This is a genomic window from Ostreiculturibacter nitratireducens (genome assembly GCF_032670585.1).
GTDB classification, from domain to species: domain Bacteria; phylum Pseudomonadota; class Alphaproteobacteria; order Rhodobacterales; family Rhodobacteraceae; genus Ostreiculturibacter; species Ostreiculturibacter nitratireducens.
The window spans coordinates 1,153,603-1,173,309 of the sequence record NZ_JAVQHL010000002.1; the positions used below are offsets into that span (position 1 = coordinate 1,153,603).

Here is a 19,707-nt window from a genome sequence, read left to right on the forward strand (position 1 = left end):
TGCGCCGCCCGTCAGGTCACTGCGCCGGCTGCGTGGCGGGCTCCTCGTGCTTCGTTTCGGCGGTGGGGGTGAAGCGGAGCACCGAGAAGCCGATGATGGCGGAGATCGCCGAACCCGCCAGAACGCCAAGCCGGACCGCGTTCATCAGCGCGGGATCGGAAAAGCTCAGCGATCCGATGAACAGCGACATGGTGAAGCCGATGCCGGCAAGGCATGCGAGGCCGTAGACATGCGCCCATGTGACGGCATGGGGCAGACTTGCCCAACCGGCCTTCACCACAAGCCAGGTCACGCCGAAGACGCCCGCCTGCTTGCCGATCACGAGCCCCAAGGCGATGCCAAGGGGAAGGGGCGCGAAGAGGTCGGAAAGCGTCAGGCCCTGCAGCACCACCCCCGCGTTCGCGAAGGCGAAGATCGGAACGATCAGGAACAGGACATACGGCGACAGCCCGTGCTCCAGCGAGTGGAGGGGGGATTTGCCGTAGCGGTCGGTCATCGGCACGAAGAAGGCCGTGACCACACCCGCGAGCGTCGCGTGAACCCCGGACTTCAGCACCAGCACCCACAGGACGACGCCCATCAGGATGATCGGCGCGATCCGGTGCAGGCCCTTGTAGTTCATCCACCAGAGCCCGGCGAGCGGGATGAGCGACAGCCAGAGGAAGTCGATCTTCAGTTCCGCGGTGTAGAAGAGGGCGATTATGACGATCGCGCCAAGGTCGTCGAGGATCGCGAGCGTCAGGAGGAACACCTTCAGAGCCGCTGGAACGCGGGAACCGAGCAGCGCGAGCACGCCGACCGCGAAGGCGATGTCCGTCGCTGCCGGGATTGCCCAGCCGCCGGTCAGCGCGGGATTACCCCATGTGAACGCGAGGTAGACAATGGCAGGCGCCACCATCCCGCCGAGCGCCGCCATGCCCGGCAGCATCACGTCGCGGGGGTTCTTGAGTTTTCCCTCGACCATCTCGCGTTTCAATTCCAGGCCGATCAGGAAGAAGAAAACGGCCATGAGGCCGTCGTTGATCCAGAGGATCAGGGGCTTCGAGAGGCCCTCGCCGCCCAACAGCACAGAGAACTTCAGGTCGAGAATGCCGTGATAGACGGATGAGAGCCCCGAATTCGCGACGATCAGTGCAAGGGCTGCGGAAAGCATCAGAAGGACGCCACCGGCGGCTTCATGAGCGAAGAACCGGTCGAGCGCGCGGACAAGAGACATCGGAAATCCTGTTCGTGTGTAGGGCCTGTTCTCATCGGACATGGTGTCGAATGTCACGAAGTCAACGACTTGGAGGCAGCTTTCGTGCCTCTTGTGGCACAGAGGCCGCAAACCATAGGATGCGCCGACAAATCGGAGGCGTCGATGGAACTCGATCACATCGCGATTGCCGCGCGAACTCTGGAAGAGGGCACGCGGGCGGTAGAGGAGGTGCTTGGCATCTCCCTCGCGCCGGGTGGCCGGCATCCCCTCATGGGCACGCACAACAGGCTGCTGTCCCTCGGCCCGGGGTTGTATCTGGAAGTCATCGCCATCGACCCGGAGGCGGCGAAGCCCGCCCATCCACGCTGGTTCAGGCTTGACGAATTCGATGGCCCGCCGCGACTCGCGAACTGGGTCGTCCGCGTTCCCGATCTGGATGCGGCACTCGCGGCCGCGCCGAAGGGCGCCGGCCGCCCCGTCGCGCTGGAACGCGGCGACCTGCGCTGGCGCATGGGTGTCACGGAGACGGGCCGGCTCCCCTTCGACGACGCGTTCCCCGCGTTCATCGAATGGGAAGGCGAAGCGCATCCCTCCGCGCGGTTGCCCGATGTGGGCTGCCGGCTGACGCGCCTTACCGTCACGCATCCCCGCGCCGAGGCGCTTCGCGCGGCGCTCCCCCTTGCCGACACCCGCGTCAGTATCGTACCGGGCCCGGACGCGGCCCTGATGGCCGAAATCGCCACACCTCTCGGTCCAAGGCTGCTTGCATGATCCGACCCGCTACGCCCGACGATTGCCCTGCGATCGCCGCGATCTGGAACCCAGTCATCCGCGACACGCTCATCACCTTCACGACCGCCGAAAAGACGCCCGAGGGCCTCGCCGCCACGCTGGCCGAGAAGGAAGCGGCGGGCTACGCCTTCCTCGTCGCCGAGGAGGACGGGCGCATCCTCGGCTTTGCGACCTACGGGCAGTTCCGCGCCGGCCCGGGCTATGCCCGCACCATGGAGCACACGGTGGTCCTGGCGCCCGACTGCCGGGGCAGGGGCGTCGGCCGGGCGCTCATGGCCGCGGTCGAGGATCATGCCCGCGCGGGAGGGGCCCGTTCGGTCTTCGCGGGCGTGAGCGCCGCGAACCCCGAGGGCCGCGCCTTTCACGCCGCGCTCGGTTACCGGGAAACGGCGGTGCTTCGCGACGTGGGCTACAAGTTCGACCGCTGGCTGGATCTCGTGCTCATGCAGAAATTTCTGTGACACGGATCGGCGCGCGGGCCTGACACCGCCCTCACGGAGGTCTATGCTTCCTACATGTCTGTCTGGACACGCATAACCGAAGCCTTGTCGGTGCTCGCGAAGGGCGACGGTCTTGCCGCCGTCTTCGACCGCCTGCGCACGCCTCCGGAACGTTCTGTCGCCTTCACCATCGCGGTGATCGCGCTCGGCGCGAAGATGGCCAAGGCCGACGGACGGGTGACGCGCGACGAAGTCACCGCCTTCCGCAAGGTCTTCACCATCCAGCCCGGCGAGGAGGCAAACGCCGCGCGCGTCTTCAACCTTGCACGCCAGGACGTCGCCGGCTTCGAAGCCTACGCGCGAAAGATCGCCGGCATGTTCGGCGCGGGCGACGAGGTGCTGATCGACCTGATGGAAGGGCTTTTCTGCATCGCCACCGCCGACGGCGAATACCACGACGCGGAAGACGCTTTCCTGCGTCGCGTGGCCGAGATCTTCGGACTTGGCGAACGCTGCTTCCGCAGTCTTGTCGGCCGCCATGTTCCGGACGCGCCGCCCGACCCTTACGCCGTCCTCGGCGTCGACCACGGAGCCGCCCTGGACGAAGTCCGCGCCGCCTGGCGCGCCGCTGTCAGGGAAACGCATCCCGACCGCATGGCCGCCCGCGGCCTTCCCGAGGAGGCCGTGAAACTGGCCGAGGCGCGGCTCATCGCCGTCAACCGCGCCTGGGAGGAGATCAGCCACGCCCGCGCCGCCTGAGGGGAAACGATGCGCATCGCCACATACAACGTCGAATGGTTCGCGAACCTGTTCGATGCGCGAGGCAACCTTCTTGAGGACAACGGTTGGTCCGCCCGCCACAACGTCACGCGCGCGGATCAGCTGGGCTCGCTGGGCATCGTGTTCACCGCGATGGACGCCGACGCGGTGATGATCGTGGAGGCGCCCGACAACAACCGCCGTCGCCAGACGGTCGAGATGCTGGAAACTTTCGCTGCCCACTACGATCTGCGTACGCGCCGGGCGCTCATCGGCTTCTCGAACGACACGCAGCAGGAAATCGCGCTGCTCTACGATCCCGACCGGCTCACCGCCGTGCACGATCCGAAGGGGAACCACCAGGAAGACGGCGCCCCTGCGCCCCGCTTCGACCGACAGTTCCGCATCGACCTCAACATTGACGGCTCGCTCGACCTCGTGTCCTTCTCGAAGCCGCCGCTCGAGATCGCCGCCACGTCCGCGTCTGGCCGAGAGTTCCGGATGATTGGCGTCCACATCAAGTCCAAGGCCCCGCATGGGGTGAACGGCCCCGCCCACCTTCAGCGCATCGCGATCGAGAACCGGCGCAAGCAGCTTGCGCAATGCCTTTGGCTGCGCGCCCGAGTGCTGGAACACCTCGCCAACGGCGACAGCCTCATCGTCATGGGCGATTTCAATGACGGTCCGGGACTCGACGACTTCGAGAAGCTGTTCGGCCGTTCCGGCGTCGAGATCGTCCTTGGATGGGACGAACCGAAGCCCACGCGGCTCTTCGATCCGCACGCGCGCGCGGTGATCGGAAAGAAACTCGGCGCCCACCCCGCGACGGCGCGCTTCTATCTCGACTCCGAGGGGCAGTATTTCTCGGCTCTTCTCGACTACATCATGGTTTCACCGGACATCCGCGCGACAGGCCCGAAGTGGCGCATCTGGCACCCCTTCGACGACCCCGGCTGCTACGCCGTTCCGGAACTGCGCGAGGCGCTCCTGACCGCGTCCGATCACTACCCCGTGACGATCGACCTCGATCTTTGACTCAAAAAAGGGCGCGACTTGCCTTAAATTGTAGGCATGACACGTCTCGCGCCCGCCCTTCTGGCCCTGTGCCTCGCCGCGTTTCCCGTATCGGCTCAGGAAACTGATGCCGAACCCAAAGCGGGCGTCGAGGAAGGCTTCTCCCTCCTCGAGGAGGGGGCGAAGATCATCATGCGCAGCATGCTGAACGAGATGAAGCCGGCGCTCGACGATCTGCAACTCGAACTTGGAACCGCGCTGAGCGAGATCGAGCCGGCGCTGCGGGATCTTTCCGAAATGATCGACGACATCCGCAACTACGACCCGCCGGAGATGCTGCCGAACGGCGACATCATCATCCGCCGGCGCAACGTTCCGCCGCCGCCGCTGCCGCCAGAGGGCGAGATCGAGCTCTGAGGGGGCCGATCAGGCCTTCGCCCGCGTAATCTTTGTCTTCACTTTCAGGGACGCCGCGAGGGATGCGAAGCGTGCCTCCGCAACCTCGCCGAAGAGCGCTTCCTTCTTGGGGTGCAGCACCAGTTCCAGGAGGCGCTTCTCGCGGTCGTAACGCAGTTCGCCTGCGTCAGAGGGCGAGCGGATCGAGAACATCGCCCCGAACCGCATGGCTTTCCCAAGAACTTCGGCCTCCTGGATCTGTTTCGCCGAGAGGAGAGCGAACAGGGGCGCGAGCCGCGATCCGGTGCGCGAGTTCTTGTAGCGGTGCAGAAGCGTGAGCCCAAGGAACACCCGCTCCGGATGGCTGAGCGCGCCGAGGTTCGCCCGCGTGACGTTGTCGAAGCAGGCTTCCGCCCGGTAGTCGGGGTGCGCGCGCCAGGTCGTGTCGTGCAGAAGACACGCGGCTTTCACGAGCCTGAGCTTTTCGGGAGGCGCGTCCTGGAAGAGCGGAAGGAGGAAGTGGTAGAGCTTCTTGCCGAAGCCCGGCATCCGCGCCGAGGCCTGTTCCGCCACTCTGGCCGCTTCGATCAGCGGGTCGCGCTTCCTGAGTTTCTCCGGCATCTGCTCGTAAAGGAGCCCCTCGCGGATCCCGTAGGCCGAAACGTCGATCTCCTTCGGCCTGAACACCCGAACGATGCCCTGAAGGACCTCCGAGGCGAGCGGCACCAGCGCCATACGCTCAGCCCCGGTTCCGGTGCGGGCGCGCAGGGTCGCAAGATCGCTTTCCCCGATCCAGGAGATCGTCTGAAGCACGGACTGCGGTGTCATCCGGTATTCGTGGAGAACCGTCATCGGGTAGCCCCGCCGCTCCATGTCCAGTCGCGCGATCGCTCGCCATGAACCGCCGACGAGATAGATCCGCTTGTGATGTGTGCCCATTTCTGCGGCGAGTTTCTCGAGCACGTCCTTGATGTGCTTTCTCAGTCCCTTCTTGCCACCCGTGACCTGCTGAAGCCGGAACGGCCCAAGCGGCGAAGTCACGCGCCGCCCTACCTTGCCGCCCGAAACCTCCGCGAGTTCCATCGACGAGCCGCCGATGTCGCAGACCAGCCCTTCGGCGTCCGGCCACCCGAGCAGAACCCCCTGCGCCGACAGCCGCGCCTCTTCATCGCCGTCAATGACGTGGAGCTTCAGCCCGGTCTCCCGCTCGACCTCCTTGCGGAACTCCGGCCCGTCCGAGGCTTCGCGCACCGCCGCGGTGGCGACGCAGCTCAGCGGCGCCATCTCCATTCCTTTCGCCAGAAGCGCGAAACGCTTCAGCGCGGCGAGGGCCCGCTTCCGCCCCTCCGGATTGAGCTTGCCCGTCTCGGCCAGGCCCTGGCCGAGGCCGCACATGATCTTTTCGTTGTAATAATAGGCGGGGCTGCGCGCCGCGCCGTCGAAAACCACGAGGCGCACGGAGTTCGAGCCCACGTCCACCACGCCCACGCGCGACAGGGCCCGCGCCGACGAATCTTCGAACAGCGGGCGGCCGAACGGCCCCCCGTCGTCCGCGGGCGCCCTGTGCTTCGCATCCATTGTTCACGCCCCCCGGTGTGACTCGCAGTGGTCTCAAACTGCCCCGGCACGGCGGGAAAATTCAATCCCTTCCATGGGCTAGTTCCGGCACGTCGCTCGCTCCTGCCGAGCCGCGCCCGGAGAGTGACGGGTTTTCCATGAAGAACCGGTGGCAGTTGAACAGGTCCGTCCGGCCCTCGGGCAGGTGGCGGACGAACTTGCCATCGGGCTGCAGGATCCAGCTTTGCGCCTCGTCGGCGAGGTTCGCCGCCATGATCTGGCGCACGATCTGCGCCTTCACGGTGTCGTTCTTCGTCTCGACCAGCGTTTCGACGCGCCGCGACAGGTTCCGCCCCATCCAGTCCGCCGAAGAGATGAAGACCCGCGAGCGCTTTGAGGGCAGACCTTGTCCGTTCCCGAAGCAGACGATCCGGCTGTGTTCGAGGAACCGCCCGACGATGGATTTGACCCGTATGTTTTCCGACAGGCCCTTGATGCCGGGCCGGAGCCCGCAAATGCCGCGGACGACGAGGTTGATCTTCACGCCCGCCTGGCTCGCCGCGTAGAGAGCGTCGATGACCTCGGATTCGATGAGGCTGTTCATCTTCGCCCAGATCTCGGCCGGACGGCCGGCACGGGCATGGTCCGCCTCCGTGGCGATGAGATCCAGAAGCCGGGGTTTCAGCGTCAGGGGAGAAATCGCCAGGTTCTCCAGCCCCTCGGGCTGCGCATAGCCCGACAAGTAGTTGAAGACCTTCGACGCGTCGCGACCGAGCGCGGGATCGCAGGTGAAGAACGACAGGTCCGTGTAGATCCGCGCGGTGATCGGGTGGTAGTTCCCCGTGCCGTAATGGGTGTAGGTCACGAGGCTGTCGCCCTCGCGGCGCACCACGGTCGAGATCTTCGCGTGTGTCTTGTAGTTGATGAAGCCGTAGACGACATGCGCACCCGCCCGCTCCAGCCGCCGTGACTGCCGGATGTTGGCCGCCTCGTCGAAGCGTGCCTTGAGCTCCACGAGCGCCGTGACCGACTTGCCGGCCTCCGCCGCCTCGCAGAGCGCGGACACGACGGGGCTGTCGTAGGAGGTTCGGTAGAGCGTCTGCTTGATCGCCAGAACATTCGGGTCCGTCGCCGCCTGCTGCAGGAAACGGATCACCATGTCGAAGGTTTCGTATGGGTGATGCAGAAGCATGTCCTTCTGCTTGATCGCGGCGAACAGGTCGCCGTCGTGATCCTGGACCCGTTCCGGCACGCGCGGAGTGAAGGGCGGCCACAAGAGGTCCGGGCGTGTCGACAGGACCAGCTCCTTCAGGTCCGCGATACCCACGAGCCCCCTGACCTCCACGACCTCGTCCGGCGTGACGTCCAGTTCTTCCATGATGAGAGCGCGGATGGTCTCGGGCGCGCCGGCGGTGACTTTCATCCGGATCACCTGACCCCGGCGGCGGCGCTTCAGCGCGGTCTCGAATTCCCGTACAAGGTCTTCGGCCTCGTCCTCGACCTCGATATCGCTGTCACGCAGCACCCGGAAGGCACAGTGGCCCACGTCCCGGTAGCCGGGGAAGAGCGAGCCGAGGTGGAGAAGGAGAAGTTCCTCCAGCGGCAGGAACCGCGCCTCGCCGGGCTTGCTCGGCAGCGCCACGAAGCGCTCGATCTGTTGGGGAATCGGAAGCAGCGCCTGAAGGTGCCGCTTGTCCGAGATGCGCTCCAGTTCCAGCGCAAGGCAGAAACCCGTGTTCGGAATGAACGGGAAGGGGTGCGCGGGGTCGATGGCGAGGGGCGACAGGATCGGGAAGACCTTGTTCAGGAAGTAGTCCTGAAGGAATGCCGCGTCGCGCTTCGTGACCTTGCCGCGCGTCAGAAGGATGATCCCGGCCGCCTCCATCTCGCGCCTGAGCTTGTTCCAGCAGCTTTGCTGGGTGTGCATCAGGCGCCGCGCATCCTCGTTGATCAGCACCAGCTGCTCGCGCGGGGTCAGGCCGTCGTCGGAAGGCGTGGCATTGCCTTCCCGCGCGAGTTCGCGCAGGCCCGCGACGCGTACCGTGTAGAATTCGTCGAGGTTCGTGGCCGAGATCGACAGGAACCGGAGCCGCTCCAGCAGAGGCACGCGCGGGTTCCCCGCCTCGTCCAGGACCCGCCAGTTGAAGGCGAGCCAGGAAAGCTCCCGGTTGAAGAACCGCCTCGGCCCCCGGATCTGGCTTTCGGGAAGAGTGACGGGATCGGGGAAGGGAGCCTTCAGGAAATCTGCCTGCGTCATGACGGGTTACCGTGCCTTCTTAGCGCTTCGGGCGCGGCCCCATCATTGCGCGCCCCCGCTGGCGCTGTCCAGCACATCCGCCGCGAGCGCGCGCGTCACGGGCCGCCCCTGCGCAAGCGCCGCCGCGTCCAGCGCCGCGACGAGCTTGCGCGCGGCGTCGAAGGATCGTTCCATCCGCGTAACGAGGTAGGGGACGAGCGTCGGCGCCACGGTCAGCTGCCGGTCCGCGAAGAGCTTGACCAGAACTGCGGCCAGAAGCGCGTCGTCCGGCGCCTCGATGGCCGCGACCGAAGCTGCCTCCACCCGGCTCGCAAGGTCGGGCAGTGTCAGGCCCCAACGCCGTGGTGCCGTCCGCGCGGTCATCAGAAGCCGCCCGCCCTCGGCCAGGACGAGATTGTGCAGATGGAACAGCGCCGCTTCCGCCGCCGGGTTCCCCGCGATCCGGTCCGCGTCCTCCACCGCCACGCGGCCCGCGGCTGCGATGGCGGGTATGTCCGCGTCCGGCAGGTCAATTCCCCTGACGACGTCGGCGCCGGTCGCTGCCGCCCAGACGTGGACCAGATGCGTCTTCCCCGCGCCGGCGGGTCCGACGAGGGCGAGCTTGCCCTGCGGCCAGTCACCATCCGCGTCTATTGCCTTCAGCGCGAGTGCGTTCGAGGGCGCGACGAGGAAATCGTCTCGCCCCAGCGCCGGTCGCACGGGCAGGTCGAAAGCTAGCTGACGGGCCATCTATTCCTCGCCTTCGCTCCGCCAGGAGATGCCCTTGTAGAGCCGGCTGTCGAGATACTGCGATACAGCGAACCGCGCCAGCACGCCCAGCGCGGCCGCCACGGGGACGGCCGCGAGCATGCCGACGAAGCCGAAGAGCGTCCCGAAGGCCGAGAGCGCGAAGAGCAGCCAGACGGGATGGAGCCCCACCGATCCGCCCACGAGCTTTGGTGTCAGGATATTGCCCTCGATGAACTGCCCGGCCGCGAAGATCGCCGCGATCGCGCCGATCTGCACCCATTCGCCCCAGAACTGGAACAGCCCAAGCCCGATCGCCAGCGCGCCGCCCACCAGCGCGCCGACGTAGGGGATGAAGGTGATGAGCCCGGCGATCGCCCCGACGATCAGCCCAAATTCCAGCCCGGCCAGCATCAGGCTGACGGAATAGAAGGTCCCAAGAATGATGCAGACGGACACTTGCCCGCGCACGAACCCCGCGAGGACCTTGTCGACCTCACGCGCCAGCCGGCGGACCGCCGGCGCGTGGTCGAGGGGGAGCCAGCTGTCGACCTTGGCCACCATCCGGTCCCAGTCGAGAAGGAGGTAGAAGGCCACGACCGGCACGACGATCAGGAAGATGATGAAGTTGAGGAAACCCAGCGCCGACGAGAGGATCCCGCTCGCAAGCTCTCCGCCCCGCGCCTTGATCGTCTCGCCGATCCCCTGAAGCGTGTCGCGCAGCACGCTCTCGTTGTCCATGATCGATGGGAACTTGGTCGTCAGGAACCCCTGTAACTCGCCGACGATCGTGGGCGCCGCGTTCACGAGCTGGACGAGCTGGCGGATAAGGGAGGGAATCACGAGGAGCGCCGCGATGATGAAGATCATCAGCGCAACCAGCGAGATGAAGGCCGTGGCCGCCGCCCGCGACATGCCCATCCTCTCTAGCCGGTCGGCCACCGGGTCAAGGAAATAGGCCACCGCGCCGCCTACGAGGAACGGCAGGATGACATTGCCCAGCCCCCACAGGGCGAGCAGGAAGACCGCCGCCGCGATCCCCCAGTATTTCACTTGTTGCCGAGCCGGCAGAGCCATGACGGGCCTTTCCTTCGTCTGCCTCCGTTCATCGCCGAAGCGGGCTATCGTTGCAAGCGCGCGCCCCGCCTCGCGGCCGGAAATGTCCGTCGGCACGGGCCGGTCCGGCCCGAGTCCCCGCATTCCCTTGCCTGTGCTGGACCTATCGCATAGACGAGTTGCGAACCCGGAAACCTTTCAAGGTCCTTTCGCGATGCGCCTTTCCTCCTACTTCCTCCCCGTCCTCAAGGAAAACCCCGCCGAGGCGCAGATCGTCAGCCACCGGCTGATGCTGCGCGCCGGCATGATCCGCCAGCAGGCCGCCGGCATCTATTCCTGGCTGCCGCTGGGCTACCGCGTGCTGCGCCGGATCGAGGAGATCGTGCACGAGGAGCAGATCCGCGCGGGCCATATCCCGATGCTCATGCCGACGCTCCAGCCCGCCGACCTCTGGCGCGAGAGCGGACGCTATGACGACTACGGCGAAGAAATGCTGCGCATCAAGGACCGCCACGGCCGCGACATGCTTTACGGCCCGACGAACGAGGAGATGATCACCGACATCTTCCGCTCGCACGTGTCGAGCTACAAGGACCTGCCGCTGACGCTCTACCACATCCAGTGGAAGTTCCGCGACGAGATCCGCCCCCGCTTCGGCGTCATGCGCGGCCGCGAGTTCCTGATGAAGGACGGCTACAACTTCGACGTCGACAAGGACGCTGCGATCCACGCCTACAACCGCCACATGGTCAGCTACCTCAGGACCTACGAGCGGATGGGCCTGAAGGCGATCCCGATGCGCGCGGCCTCCGGCCCGATCGGCGGCGACAATACGCACGAGTTCCTCGTGCTCGCCTCGACCGGCGAGAGCGAGGTCTTCTACGACAGCGCCGTGACCGACCTCACGCTCGGCAACCGCGACGTGAACTACAGCGACCGGGATCAGGTGAAGGCGATCTGCGAGGAATTCACCGCACCCTATGCCCGAACCGACGAGACCCACGATCCCGAGATATTCGACAAGATCCCGGAGGAGCGCCGCAAGGTCGGCCGCGGCATCGAGGTCGGCCAGATCTTCTACTTCGGCACGAAGTATTCCGAACCGATGGGCGCGGTCGTGACCACCGACAAGGGCGAACGCGTGCCGGTCCACATGGGCTCGCACGGCATCGGCGTCTCGCGGCTTCTCGGCGCGATCATCGAGGCGAGCCACGACGACAACGGGATCATCTGGCCCGAGGGCGTGACGCCCTTCCACTGCGGTATCGTCAATCTCAAGCAGGGCGACACCTCGACCGATTCCGCCTGCGAGGCGCTTTACGCCGCACTGGCGAAGAAGGGCCTCGCGCCCCTTTACGACGACCGCGACGAGAGGGCCGGGGCGAAGTTCGCGACGATGGACCTGGTCGGTCTTCCCTGGCGGATCACCGTGGGCCCGCGCGGCATTGCCAAGCATGCCGTGGAACTCACCTCCCGCCGCACCGGCGAGAGCGAGGAGATGAGCCCCGAGGCCGCCGTCGCCCGCATCGCGCAGATCTACGGCCGGACCTGATCGCACGGATGGATGGCTCGGGCGCGTGAAGGGAGGCGCCGCGTCCCCGGCGCCGCCGCGATCGCCCGCGCATGGACCGTCCGTCCGGCAGAGTCCCGCCTGATCCGACCCGGCTCCGGGCGAATATCGCCACGGGGCCGGCAAATGGCCCTTCGCGCGCTGCCCCGGCCTTGACCTTTGCGGCCGTCGCGGCCACTTTGCCCGCCACTTCCGATCCGGAGCCACGATGGCCAGCCGCACCGCGCCCTTCGCACCATTCGAATTCATGATCGCCTGGCGTTACCTGCGCGCCCGCAGGGCCGAGGGCGGCGTGAGCGTGATGACCTGGATCTCGCTCATCGGCATCACGCTCGGCGTCATGGCGCTCATCGCGACGCTGGCGGTTCGCGCGGGTTTCCGCGCGGAGTTCGTCGACACGATCCTCGGAGCGAACGCCCATGTCACCGTCTACGCGCCGCGTTCGGTCGACGAATACGGCGTTCTCCAGAACACGTGGCGGGACTACGACGCAGCCACGGAACGCATCCGCGAGGTTCCCGGCGTCACCCGCGCCGCGCCCGTCGTCTACGGTCAGGTCATGGCGACGCTCGGTGACCGTGCCACCGTGGCCGAGGTCTACGGGATCACGCTCGACGACCTGCGCACGATCCCGCGGATCGGGGGCGAAGACGCCGAGGCCATCGGAGAGATCGGGGATTTCGACCGGGGCATCGCGATCGGGTCGGGCATCGCCCGCCAGCTTGGCCTTTCCGTTGGCGACATGGTCAAACTCATCTCGCCCTCCGGCGCAAAGACCGCCTTCGGTACCTCCCCGCGCGTCAACGCCTATGACGTTGTCTACATCTTCACCGCGGGGCGGTGGGACATCGACCGGACGCGCGTATACATGCCGCTTCCCGAAGCGCAGAGCTACTTCAACCGCGAAGAGCAGGTCGACCAGATCGAGGTCCATGTCGAGGACCCGGAAGGGGTGGACGATATCACCCCCGAGATCATCGCCGCCGCGGGCGAGGGCAGCTTCGTCTGGACCTGGCGCGATTCCTCCGGCGCCTTCCTCTCTGCCCTCGACATCGAGGACGACGTGATGTTCGTGATCCTCTCGATCCTCGTCCTGATCGCGGCGATGAACATCACCTCGGGGCTCATCATGCTGGTGAAGAACAAGGGCCGCGACATCGGCATTCTCCGGACGATGGGCCTGACCGAAGGCTCGGTCCTGCGCGTCTTTTTCCTCTGCGGCGCCTTCACGGGCGTGATCGGCACCATCCTCGGCCTGATCCTCGGCTGCCTCATCGCGGTATACATCGACCAGATCATGTCCTTCGTGAACTGGATGACCGGCGGGAATGCCTGGGACCCGTCGATCCGGGGCCTCTACCGGCTGCCCGCCAAGCTCCAGGCCTGGGACGTGGTCAAGGCGGTGGGGCTCTCGCTCTCGCTTTCCTTCGTCGTCACCATCTTCCCCGCCCGGCGCGCGGCGCGGATGAACCCGGTCGAGGCCCTGCGTTATGAGTGAAACTGTCCTCGCCCTCACGGGAATCACGAAGGTCTACAACAGGGGTCTGCCGTCGGAAGTGAACGTGCTGCGCGGTGTCGACCTCTCCGTCAAGCGTGGCGAGGTCGTGGCGCTCGTCGCGCCCTCCGGCGCGGGCAAGTCGACGCTTCTTCACATCGCGGGGCTGCTCGACACGCCCGACGGGGGCGAGGTCGCGATCGCTGGTGCCCGGATGACCGGCCTTTCGGACCGGCGTCGGACCGAGACGCGGCGCAGCGACGTGGGCTTCATCTACCAGTTCCACCACCTGCTGCCCGAATTTACCGCGCTCGAGAACATCGTGCTTCCCCAGCTTGCGAACGGCTCGAGCAGGCAGGCCGCCGAAGCGCGCGCGCGCGACCTTCTCGGGCGCGTAGGCGTGGCGGAGCGGGCCGATCATCGTCCGGCGGCGCTTTCGGGTGGCGAACAGCAGCGCGTGGCCTTCTGCCGGGCGCTCGCCAACGCGCCGAAGCTCCTCCTTGCCGACGAACCCACTGGCAACCTGGACCCCGCCACCTCCGACCGGGTCTTCGAAACGCTGATGGACCTCGTCCGCTCGACCGGCCTGTCGGCCCTCATAGCGACCCACAACCTGGACCTCGCCGCGCGCATGGACCGCACCGTGCATCTGGACGCAGGCCGCATCGCCATGACTCCATAGACCGGCCGGACCTCCGCAAGGTTCAGGAAATCCTCGACGCAACTGGAAGGAAAACAACATGCCCAAAGTCGCCGTCAGCGATATCGAGGAAACCAGCGCCCAGGCGCTCCGCGCTCACGGCGCCGCGCCCTGGATCGCGGCGGAGGTCGCCCGCGCCGTCGCCAAGGCCGAGGCACTGGGCAACGTGATCTGCGGCCTCTACTACCTCGAAAGCTACTGCCTCCAGCTCCGCTCGGGCCGTGTCCGCGGCGACGTGGAGCCCGTCGTGGAACGCCCGCGCCCTGGCTTTGTCCGGGTCGATGCGAACTTCGGCTTCGCCCAGCCCGCTTTCACCCGCGGTCTTCCCCTCGCTCTCGAGGCCGCGCGCGAGTGCGGCACGGCCTGTCTAGCCGTGGGGCATGCCCATACCTGCACCTCTCTTGGCTACTTCACCGAGCAGATCGCGCAGGCGGGCCTCATCGGGATGGGCTTCACCAACGCCTCCGCCATCGTCGCGCCGCCCGGCGGCAAATCCCGCATTCTCGGCACCAACCCCTTCGCCTTCTCGGCACCGGACGGGGCAGGGGGGCTCGCCATGCAGTTCGACTTCTCCACCGCCGCCGTCGCGCTCGGGAAGATCACGATGGCCAAGGCCGCGGGCCGTTCGATCCCGCCCGGCTGGGCGGTGGACGCCGAGGGGAACACCACGACCGACCCCGAGGAGGCGCTCAAGGGCGCGCTCGTCTCGGCCGCGGGCTACAAGGGCTGGGGCCTCGGCCTCATGGTGGAAATTCTCGCCGCCGGCATGACGGGCGGAGTGAACTCGCTCGACGTGAAGCCCCTGAAGGCGCCCGAGGGAACGCCGCATGACCTCGGTCAGTTCTACATCCTCATCGATCCGGCGCTTTCCCCGGCCTTCGCCGAACGCCTGTCCCGCCTCGCCGAAGCCATCGCGGCGGATGAGGGCGCCCGGATGCCCGGCGCCAACCGCGTGCCGGCCGAGGAAGTCGAGGTTCCGGACGCGCTCTGGCAGCTGACGACAGACCTCGCCGGGGCCTGACACGGATCAAATGCACGGCGGGCGCGCGGCGCTATAGTGGCGCGGACGGACGGAGTTTCGAAATGCGCGCCCTACTTTCCCTTGCCATTCTCGCAGTGCTGGCCACCCCTGTGGCGGCAGACGAACCCGGCCTGGGCGAAACGACCTTCTTCGAACATTGCGGTGGCTGCCACGGCGAGAATGCCGACGGCGACGGCCCGATGACGGAGATCCTGACCGTCACCGTTCCCGATCTGACCACGCTGTCTGCCAGGAACGAGGGCACTTTCCCCTGGCTCCGCGTCGTCCACGTCGTTGATGGCCGCACCGGGCTGCGTGCCCACGGCGGCCCGATGCCGATTTTCGGTGCCGTCTTCGAAGGCGACAAGGTCGCGGCCGATGCCCCGGACGGCACGCCCGTCATCACCTCGGCCCGCGTCCTCGCCGTTGTGGACTACCTCGAGACGCTCCAGCAGCCCTAGGCCCGTTGCGTGAGCAGCACACCCGCCGCCATCAAGAGGATTCCGCCGCCGCGCGAGAGGGTCAGGGGTTTCACCATCGCGCCCATCAGCCCGAAATGGTCGATCGCGGCGGCGGAGATCAGTTGTCCCAGAAGCACGAAGAACACCGCGTTCCCGACCCCGAAGCGTGGCGCGACCCAGGTGATCGACAGGACGTAGAACGCGACGAGGAGCCCGGCGAGGAACAGGTGCTTGGGCTGCCCGGGCAGCGCCGCCAGCGCGGCCGGCCGCCCGGTCGCGAAAAGAACAGTTGCCGCCCCGACGAAGGCCACGACGAAGAGGATCGTCGCGGCGGCGGCCGGCGAGCCCAGCCGCCCGCCCAGTTGCGCGTTGAGCGCCGCCAGCACCGGGATCCCGATCCCTGCCGCCAGCATCACCACACCATAACGTATCCACTCCGGCATCCTCGCCTCCCTCGCCGCCTGCCTTCTTTGTCCACGTCCAACCCGATTGCACCGCGCTCCGCAAGCGGCTACGGCTAGAAGACACAGGGTGGGAGGCTGACAATGCACATGTTCAAGGGAATTTCGATTGCGGTGCTGGTCGCTGGTGGCATCGCCGCGCTTGCCTCCTGCACGCGGCCCGAGGTTTCCGGCCGCGCCGACTACCTGACCTTCTGCGCCTCCTGCCACGGCCCCTCCGGCAAGGGCGACGGCGAGGCGGCCGAGCTTCTCGGCAAGCGGCCCGCCGATCTGACCACGATTTCCGCCCGGAACGGCGGCACGTTTCCCCGCGTGCGCGTCATGTCGGTGATCGACGGCTACACGAGGGTGGACCAGCACGGATCGCGCATGCCGGAATTCGGGCCGCTCCTCGAAGAGGGCGACCTCATCCTCGTCGAGACTGGCGACGGGATCATGACGCCGACGCCCCGCCGGCTCGTCGCGCTCGCGGCCTATCTCGAAACCATTCAGGAGTGAGACGGCAGAGGTCCTTGGCCGAGGGCCGGCGCCCGCCGGTTTGACCCCGGTCAATGCGCGCGTATCCGCATGGCGTAACACTCCCCGCGACACGCGAAGGAGCCCCGCCATGTTCCGCACAATTTCCGCACTCGCCCTTGCCGCCCTCGCTGCCGCGCCCCTTCCCGCCGCCGCGCAGGACGCCGAAACGGGGGGAGAGCTTTTCTACGAATACTGCGCCGGCTGCCACGGCGCGGACGCCCGCGGCACCGGCCCCGTGGCCGAGATCCTGTCGGTCGAGACGCCGGACCTGACCCGCCTTTCCGAACGGAACGGCGGCACCTTCCCGGTCAGCTTCGTCGTCCACCGCATCGACGGCCGCCACCCTCTGCTCGCCCACGGCGGCGAGATGCCGGTCTTCGGCCGCCACTTCGAGGGCATGGACGCCCCGATCAAGTCCGAGACCGGCCAGCCGATCATGACCTCTCGGCCGATCGTGGATCTGGTGACGTGGTTGGAGAGTGTGCAAGGCGCGCTGTGACGGATAGGCCCTGAGCCGCACTCACCCGCCCCCGCGAGGCAAACCGGGCGGGAAGGATGGCGGACTGCCAAGGAATTTCATTGCCAGCCACAACTGAAACTACCGCTCGCGAGGGAGCCCCTTGCCTTGTTTGGCGCGGACGACGGATCTTCGCTCGTCGTCCGCCTCGAGGTCGGCTATTATCTCGTTCTTTATTCGAAGCGTTTGGTAGCGAAGGTCATAGGCCAACGCGGAAAGTCGCACGTCGGGCTCCGGTTTGGGGGCGACGTTGTTAGAGAATTCCTTTTCTAGGATGCCTCTGATTTGGTCGGACTCTTGAGTGAGCGACCCCAGTCGCAGTTCATACTCAGCCATCGCACCGCTATTTACCGAGCTTACGGCTGCAAGTATCGCTTTGCGGGATGTCAGAGCCTTCGGTAGCAGGCGTCCGATTTCGTCTAGAAAATTGCGCGCGTCCAGTTCGGCTTTCCGCGTCTCTAGCCAAAGGGCCTCACTCCTTGATCTCTCATTCAGAGAAAGCTGGTTCCGGTTGGCTTCGGCCACCTCTTTTTGCGCTTCGACGGAGGCTCTCAGTTCTTGGGTTTGAAGTTTGAGTGCTTCCACACTGTTTCTCAGTTCTTGCCCCTGAAGAAAGAATCCCAATACGACCCAAGCCAACGCGAGCGGACCGACGCTTCCGGCAAGGAAGTCGCCCCATGCATTCGGGGGAAGCGTGGCAAACTTCTCCCAAAACACGCAAACAAGGCCAAAGACCATGAGGAGGTAGATAAGCGTTACGACAACGCCATGCTTGCCAAGTGCGCTACCTTCTTGCCGCCTCACACATCCAGCTCCTCAACAAACCTCGCATTCTCCTGGATATACTGGAAGCGCAATTCCGGCTTCTTCCCCATCAGCCGCTCGACCAGGTCCCCGGTCTCGCCCGGCGCGTCCTCGTCGATCGACACCCGGATCAGCTTCCGCGTCGCGGGGTTCATCGTCGTGTCCTTCAGGTCCTTGGCGTCCATCTCTCCGAGGCCCTTGAATCGCTGCACGTCGATCTTGCCCTTGCCGCCCAGGCCCTGGGCCAGCATCCGCTCCTTCTCCGCGTCGTCGGAGACGTAGATCCGCCGCGCGCCCTGCGTCAGGCGGTAGAGCGGCGGGCAGGCGAGGTAGAGGTGCCCCTTGTCGATCAGGGGCCGCATCTGCGTGAAGAAGAACGTCATCAGGAGCGACGCGATATGCGCGCCGTCGACGTCCGCGTCCGTCATGATGATGATCTTGTCGTAGCGCAGATCCTCGACGTTGAACTTCGTGCCCATGCCGGTGCCGAGCGCCTGGCAGAGGTCGGAAAGCTCCGCGTTCTGCCCCATCTTGGACGAGGCCGCGCCGAGGACGTTCAGGATCTTGCCCCTGAGTGGCAGAAGCGCCTGCGTCGCCCGGTCCCGCGCCATCTTGGCCGAGCCGCCGGCCGAGTCGCCCTCGACGATGAAAAGTTCCGTCCCATCGCGGTTCGTCGCTGAGCAGTCGACGAGCTTGCCGGGAAGGCGCAGTTTCTTCGTGGCGCTCTTGCGCTGCGTCTCCTTTTCCTGCCGCCGCCGCAGCCGCTCCTCGGCGCGGAGCACGAGGAAATCGAGGATCGCGCCGGCGCTCTTCGTATCGGAGGCAAGCCAGTTGTCGAAATGGTCACGCACCGCGCCCTCGACCATCCGGGCGGCTTCAGCGGTGGCCAGCCGGTCCTTGGTCTGGCCGACGAATTCCGGCTCGCGGATGAAGGTCGACACGAGCGCGCAGCCACCCGCGGTCAGGTCGTCGCGCGTGATCTGCTGGGCCTTGCGGTTGCTGACGAGTTCGCCATAGGCGCGGATGCCCTTCAGGATCGCCGCCCAGAAGCCCGCCTCGTGCGTGCCGCCCTCGGGTGTCGGCACGGTGTTGCAGTAGGACTGGATGAACCCGTCGCGCGAGGGCGTCCAGTTGATCGCCCATTCGACGGAACCGGGCTGGCCGAACTTCTCCTGGAAGCCCACTTTCCCGGCAAAGGGACGGTCGGCATAGGTCGCGGCGCCGGTGAGTTGTTCGTTGAGGTAGTCCGCGAGGCCGCCTGGGAAGTGGAACACGGCCTCCGCCGGCGTTTCCCCATCCTCGACCTCGCTCTTCCAGCGGATCTCGACGCCCGAGAACAGGTAGGCCTTCGAGCGCACCATCTTGAAAAGCCGCGCGGGCTTGAAGCGGTTGTGGCCGAAGATCTGCTCGTCGGCGCGGAACGTCACGGTGGTTCCCCGCCGGTTCGACGTGGCGCCGAGCTTGGCCACGGGGCCAAGCGGGATGCCGCGGGAGAACTTCTGCTCGAAGAGTTCGCGGTTTCGGGCGACCTCGACGATCATCGATTCCGAGAGCGCGTTCACGACCGAGGCGCCGACCCCGTGTAGACCGCCCGAGGTCTGGTATGCCTTGCCGGAGAACTTGCCGCCCGCGTGCAGCGTGCAGAGGATGACCTCAAGCGCCGACTTGTCCGGGAACTTCGGATGCGGATCGACCGGGATGCCGCGGCCGTTGTCACGGACCGTCACGGTCAGCTCGTCGACAAGCTCGACCTCGATACGGTTCGCGTGACCCGCGACCGCCTCGTCCATGGCGTTGTCGAGGATCTCGGCCACGAGGTGGTGCAAAGCCCGTTCGTCGGTCCCGCCGATATACATGCCCGGCCGCTTTCGGACGGGTTCAAGACCCTCCAGAACCTCGATCGAGGAAGCATCATAGGTCTCGGCCTGGCCGGCCAGAAGATCATGCGCGCTCATGGACAACTC

Annotated in this window: 20 protein-coding genes; 12 read left to right on the forward strand and 8 right to left on the reverse strand. The window is 66.4% G+C overall.

All coding sequences use genetic code 11. The annotated features are described in order from the left end of the window. Positions 1–16: 16 nt before the first annotated feature. Entirely contained in the window at positions 17–1,216 is a 1,200-nt protein-coding gene (gene nhaA / locus ABCN56_RS12975) for a Na+/H+ antiporter NhaA (RefSeq protein ID WP_343081211.1), read from the reverse strand. Between the two features lie 144 nt (positions 1,217–1,360). On the opposite strand from nhaA, the gene ABCN56_RS12980 reads away from it, so the two are divergent. From ABCN56_RS12980 to ABCN56_RS13000, 5 genes are read left to right on the forward strand one after another with little or no spacing between them, the layout of a single operon-like run. Continuing rightward, the gene (locus tag ABCN56_RS12980) at positions 1,361–1,969 is read left to right on the forward strand and encodes a VOC family protein (RefSeq protein WP_343081212.1); all 609 of its coding nucleotides are present in this window, start codon (positions 1,361–1,363) and stop codon (positions 1,967–1,969) included. After that, positions 1,966–2,451, forward strand: coding sequence for a GNAT family N-acetyltransferase (locus tag ABCN56_RS12985; protein ID WP_343081213.1), 486 nt, complete (start codon positions 1,966–1,968; stop codon positions 2,449–2,451). Before ABCN56_RS12980 ends, ABCN56_RS12985 begins: the two co-directional genes overlap by 4 nt. 54 nt (positions 2,452–2,505) lie before the next feature. Further along, positions 2,506–3,189, forward strand: a complete 684-nt coding sequence (locus ABCN56_RS12990) for a TerB family tellurite resistance protein (protein WP_343081214.1) — start codon at positions 2,506–2,508, stop codon at positions 3,187–3,189. Positions 3,190–3,198: 9 nt separating this feature from the next. Continuing rightward, positions 3,199–4,224, forward strand: a complete 1,026-nt coding sequence (locus tag ABCN56_RS12995) for an endonuclease/exonuclease/phosphatase family protein (protein WP_343081215.1) — start codon at positions 3,199–3,201, stop codon at positions 4,222–4,224. 36 nt (positions 4,225–4,260) lie between these two features. Beyond that, on the forward strand, positions 4,261–4,620 hold the full coding sequence (locus tag ABCN56_RS13000; RefSeq protein ID WP_343081216.1) for an AAA+ family ATPase: 360 nt from the start codon (positions 4,261–4,263) through the stop codon (positions 4,618–4,620). 9 nt (positions 4,621–4,629) lie between these two features. Here ABCN56_RS13000 and ABCN56_RS13005 read toward each other — a convergent pair whose 3' ends face one another. The 4 genes from ABCN56_RS13005 to ABCN56_RS13020 form a co-directional block, all read right to left on the reverse strand. Beyond that, positions 4,630–6,177: a Ppx/GppA family phosphatase gene (locus ABCN56_RS13005; protein ID WP_343081217.1), complete on the reverse strand. Its 1,548-nt coding sequence runs from the start codon at positions 6,175–6,177 to the stop codon at positions 4,630–4,632. Between the two features lie 61 nt (positions 6,178–6,238). Next, positions 6,239–8,413 carry an RNA degradosome polyphosphate kinase gene (locus ABCN56_RS13010; protein WP_343081218.1) on the reverse strand — a complete coding sequence of 725 codons (2,175 nt, stop codon included), beginning with the start codon at positions 8,411–8,413 and terminating at the stop codon, positions 6,239–6,241. A 42-nt stretch (positions 8,414–8,455) separates the two neighbouring features. Then, complete coding sequence (locus ABCN56_RS13015) at positions 8,456–9,142, reverse strand: P-loop NTPase family protein (protein ID WP_343081219.1); 687 nt, start codon at positions 9,140–9,142, stop codon at positions 8,456–8,458. After that, on the reverse strand, positions 9,143–10,216 hold the full coding sequence (locus ABCN56_RS13020; protein ID WP_343081220.1) for an AI-2E family transporter: 1,074 nt from the start codon (positions 10,214–10,216) through the stop codon (positions 9,143–9,145). 193 nt (positions 10,217–10,409) lie between these two features. Here ABCN56_RS13020 and proS point away from each other — a divergent pair, with 193 nt between their 5' ends. The 5 genes from proS (at position 10,410) to ABCN56_RS13045 (ending at position 15,442) form a co-directional block, all read left to right on the forward strand. After that, entirely contained in the window at positions 10,410–11,747 is a 1,338-nt protein-coding gene (proS, locus tag ABCN56_RS13025; RefSeq protein ID WP_343081221.1) for a proline--tRNA ligase, read from the forward strand. 226 nt (positions 11,748–11,973) lie between these two features. Then, positions 11,974–13,263 (forward strand): lipoprotein-releasing ABC transporter permease subunit, encoded by a 1,290-nt coding sequence (locus ABCN56_RS13030; protein WP_343081222.1) that lies wholly within the window; start codon positions 11,974–11,976, stop codon positions 13,261–13,263. Beyond that, positions 13,256–13,942 (forward strand): ABC transporter ATP-binding protein, encoded by a 687-nt coding sequence (locus ABCN56_RS13035; RefSeq protein ID WP_343081223.1) that lies wholly within the window; start codon positions 13,256–13,258, stop codon positions 13,940–13,942. The genes ABCN56_RS13030 and ABCN56_RS13035 overlap by 8 nt, the downstream gene beginning before the upstream one ends. A gap of 58 nt (positions 13,943–14,000) precedes the next feature. Further along, positions 14,001–14,981, forward strand: a complete 981-nt coding sequence (locus ABCN56_RS13040; protein ID WP_343081224.1) for an Ldh family oxidoreductase — start codon at positions 14,001–14,003, stop codon at positions 14,979–14,981. Between the two features lie 62 nt (positions 14,982–15,043). Then, entirely contained in the window at positions 15,044–15,442 is a 399-nt protein-coding gene (locus ABCN56_RS13045; protein ID WP_343081225.1) for a c-type cytochrome, read from the forward strand. Here ABCN56_RS13045 and ABCN56_RS13050 read toward each other — a convergent pair. Continuing rightward, positions 15,439–15,885, reverse strand: a complete 447-nt coding sequence (locus ABCN56_RS13050) for a DMT family transporter (RefSeq protein ID WP_343081226.1) — start codon at positions 15,883–15,885, stop codon at positions 15,439–15,441. The two genes, ABCN56_RS13045 and ABCN56_RS13050, sit on opposite strands and share 4 nt — an antisense overlap. 102 nt (positions 15,886–15,987) lie before the next feature. Between ABCN56_RS13050 and ABCN56_RS13055 the strand changes: the two genes are divergently transcribed. Both ABCN56_RS13055 and ABCN56_RS13060 read left to right on the forward strand, forming a co-directional pair. Beyond that, entirely contained in the window at positions 15,988–16,401 is a 414-nt protein-coding gene (locus tag ABCN56_RS13055) for a c-type cytochrome (protein ID WP_343081227.1), read from the forward strand. 109 nt (positions 16,402–16,510) lie between these two features. Next, entirely contained in the window at positions 16,511–16,921 is a 411-nt protein-coding gene (locus ABCN56_RS13060) for a c-type cytochrome (RefSeq protein ID WP_343081228.1), read from the forward strand. 99 nt (positions 16,922–17,020) lie between these two features. On the opposite strand, the gene ABCN56_RS13065 is transcribed toward ABCN56_RS13060, so the two are convergent. Further along, positions 17,021–17,743 carry a hypothetical protein gene (locus tag ABCN56_RS13065; RefSeq protein WP_343081229.1) on the reverse strand — a complete coding sequence of 241 codons (723 nt, stop codon included), beginning with the start codon at positions 17,741–17,743 and terminating at the stop codon, positions 17,021–17,023. Next, positions 17,740–19,698 (reverse strand): DNA topoisomerase IV subunit B, encoded by a 1,959-nt coding sequence (gene parE / locus ABCN56_RS13070; protein WP_343081230.1) that lies wholly within the window; start codon positions 19,696–19,698, stop codon positions 17,740–17,742. Before parE ends, ABCN56_RS13065 begins: the two co-directional genes overlap by 4 nt. Between the last annotated feature and the right edge of the window lie 9 nt (positions 19,699–19,707).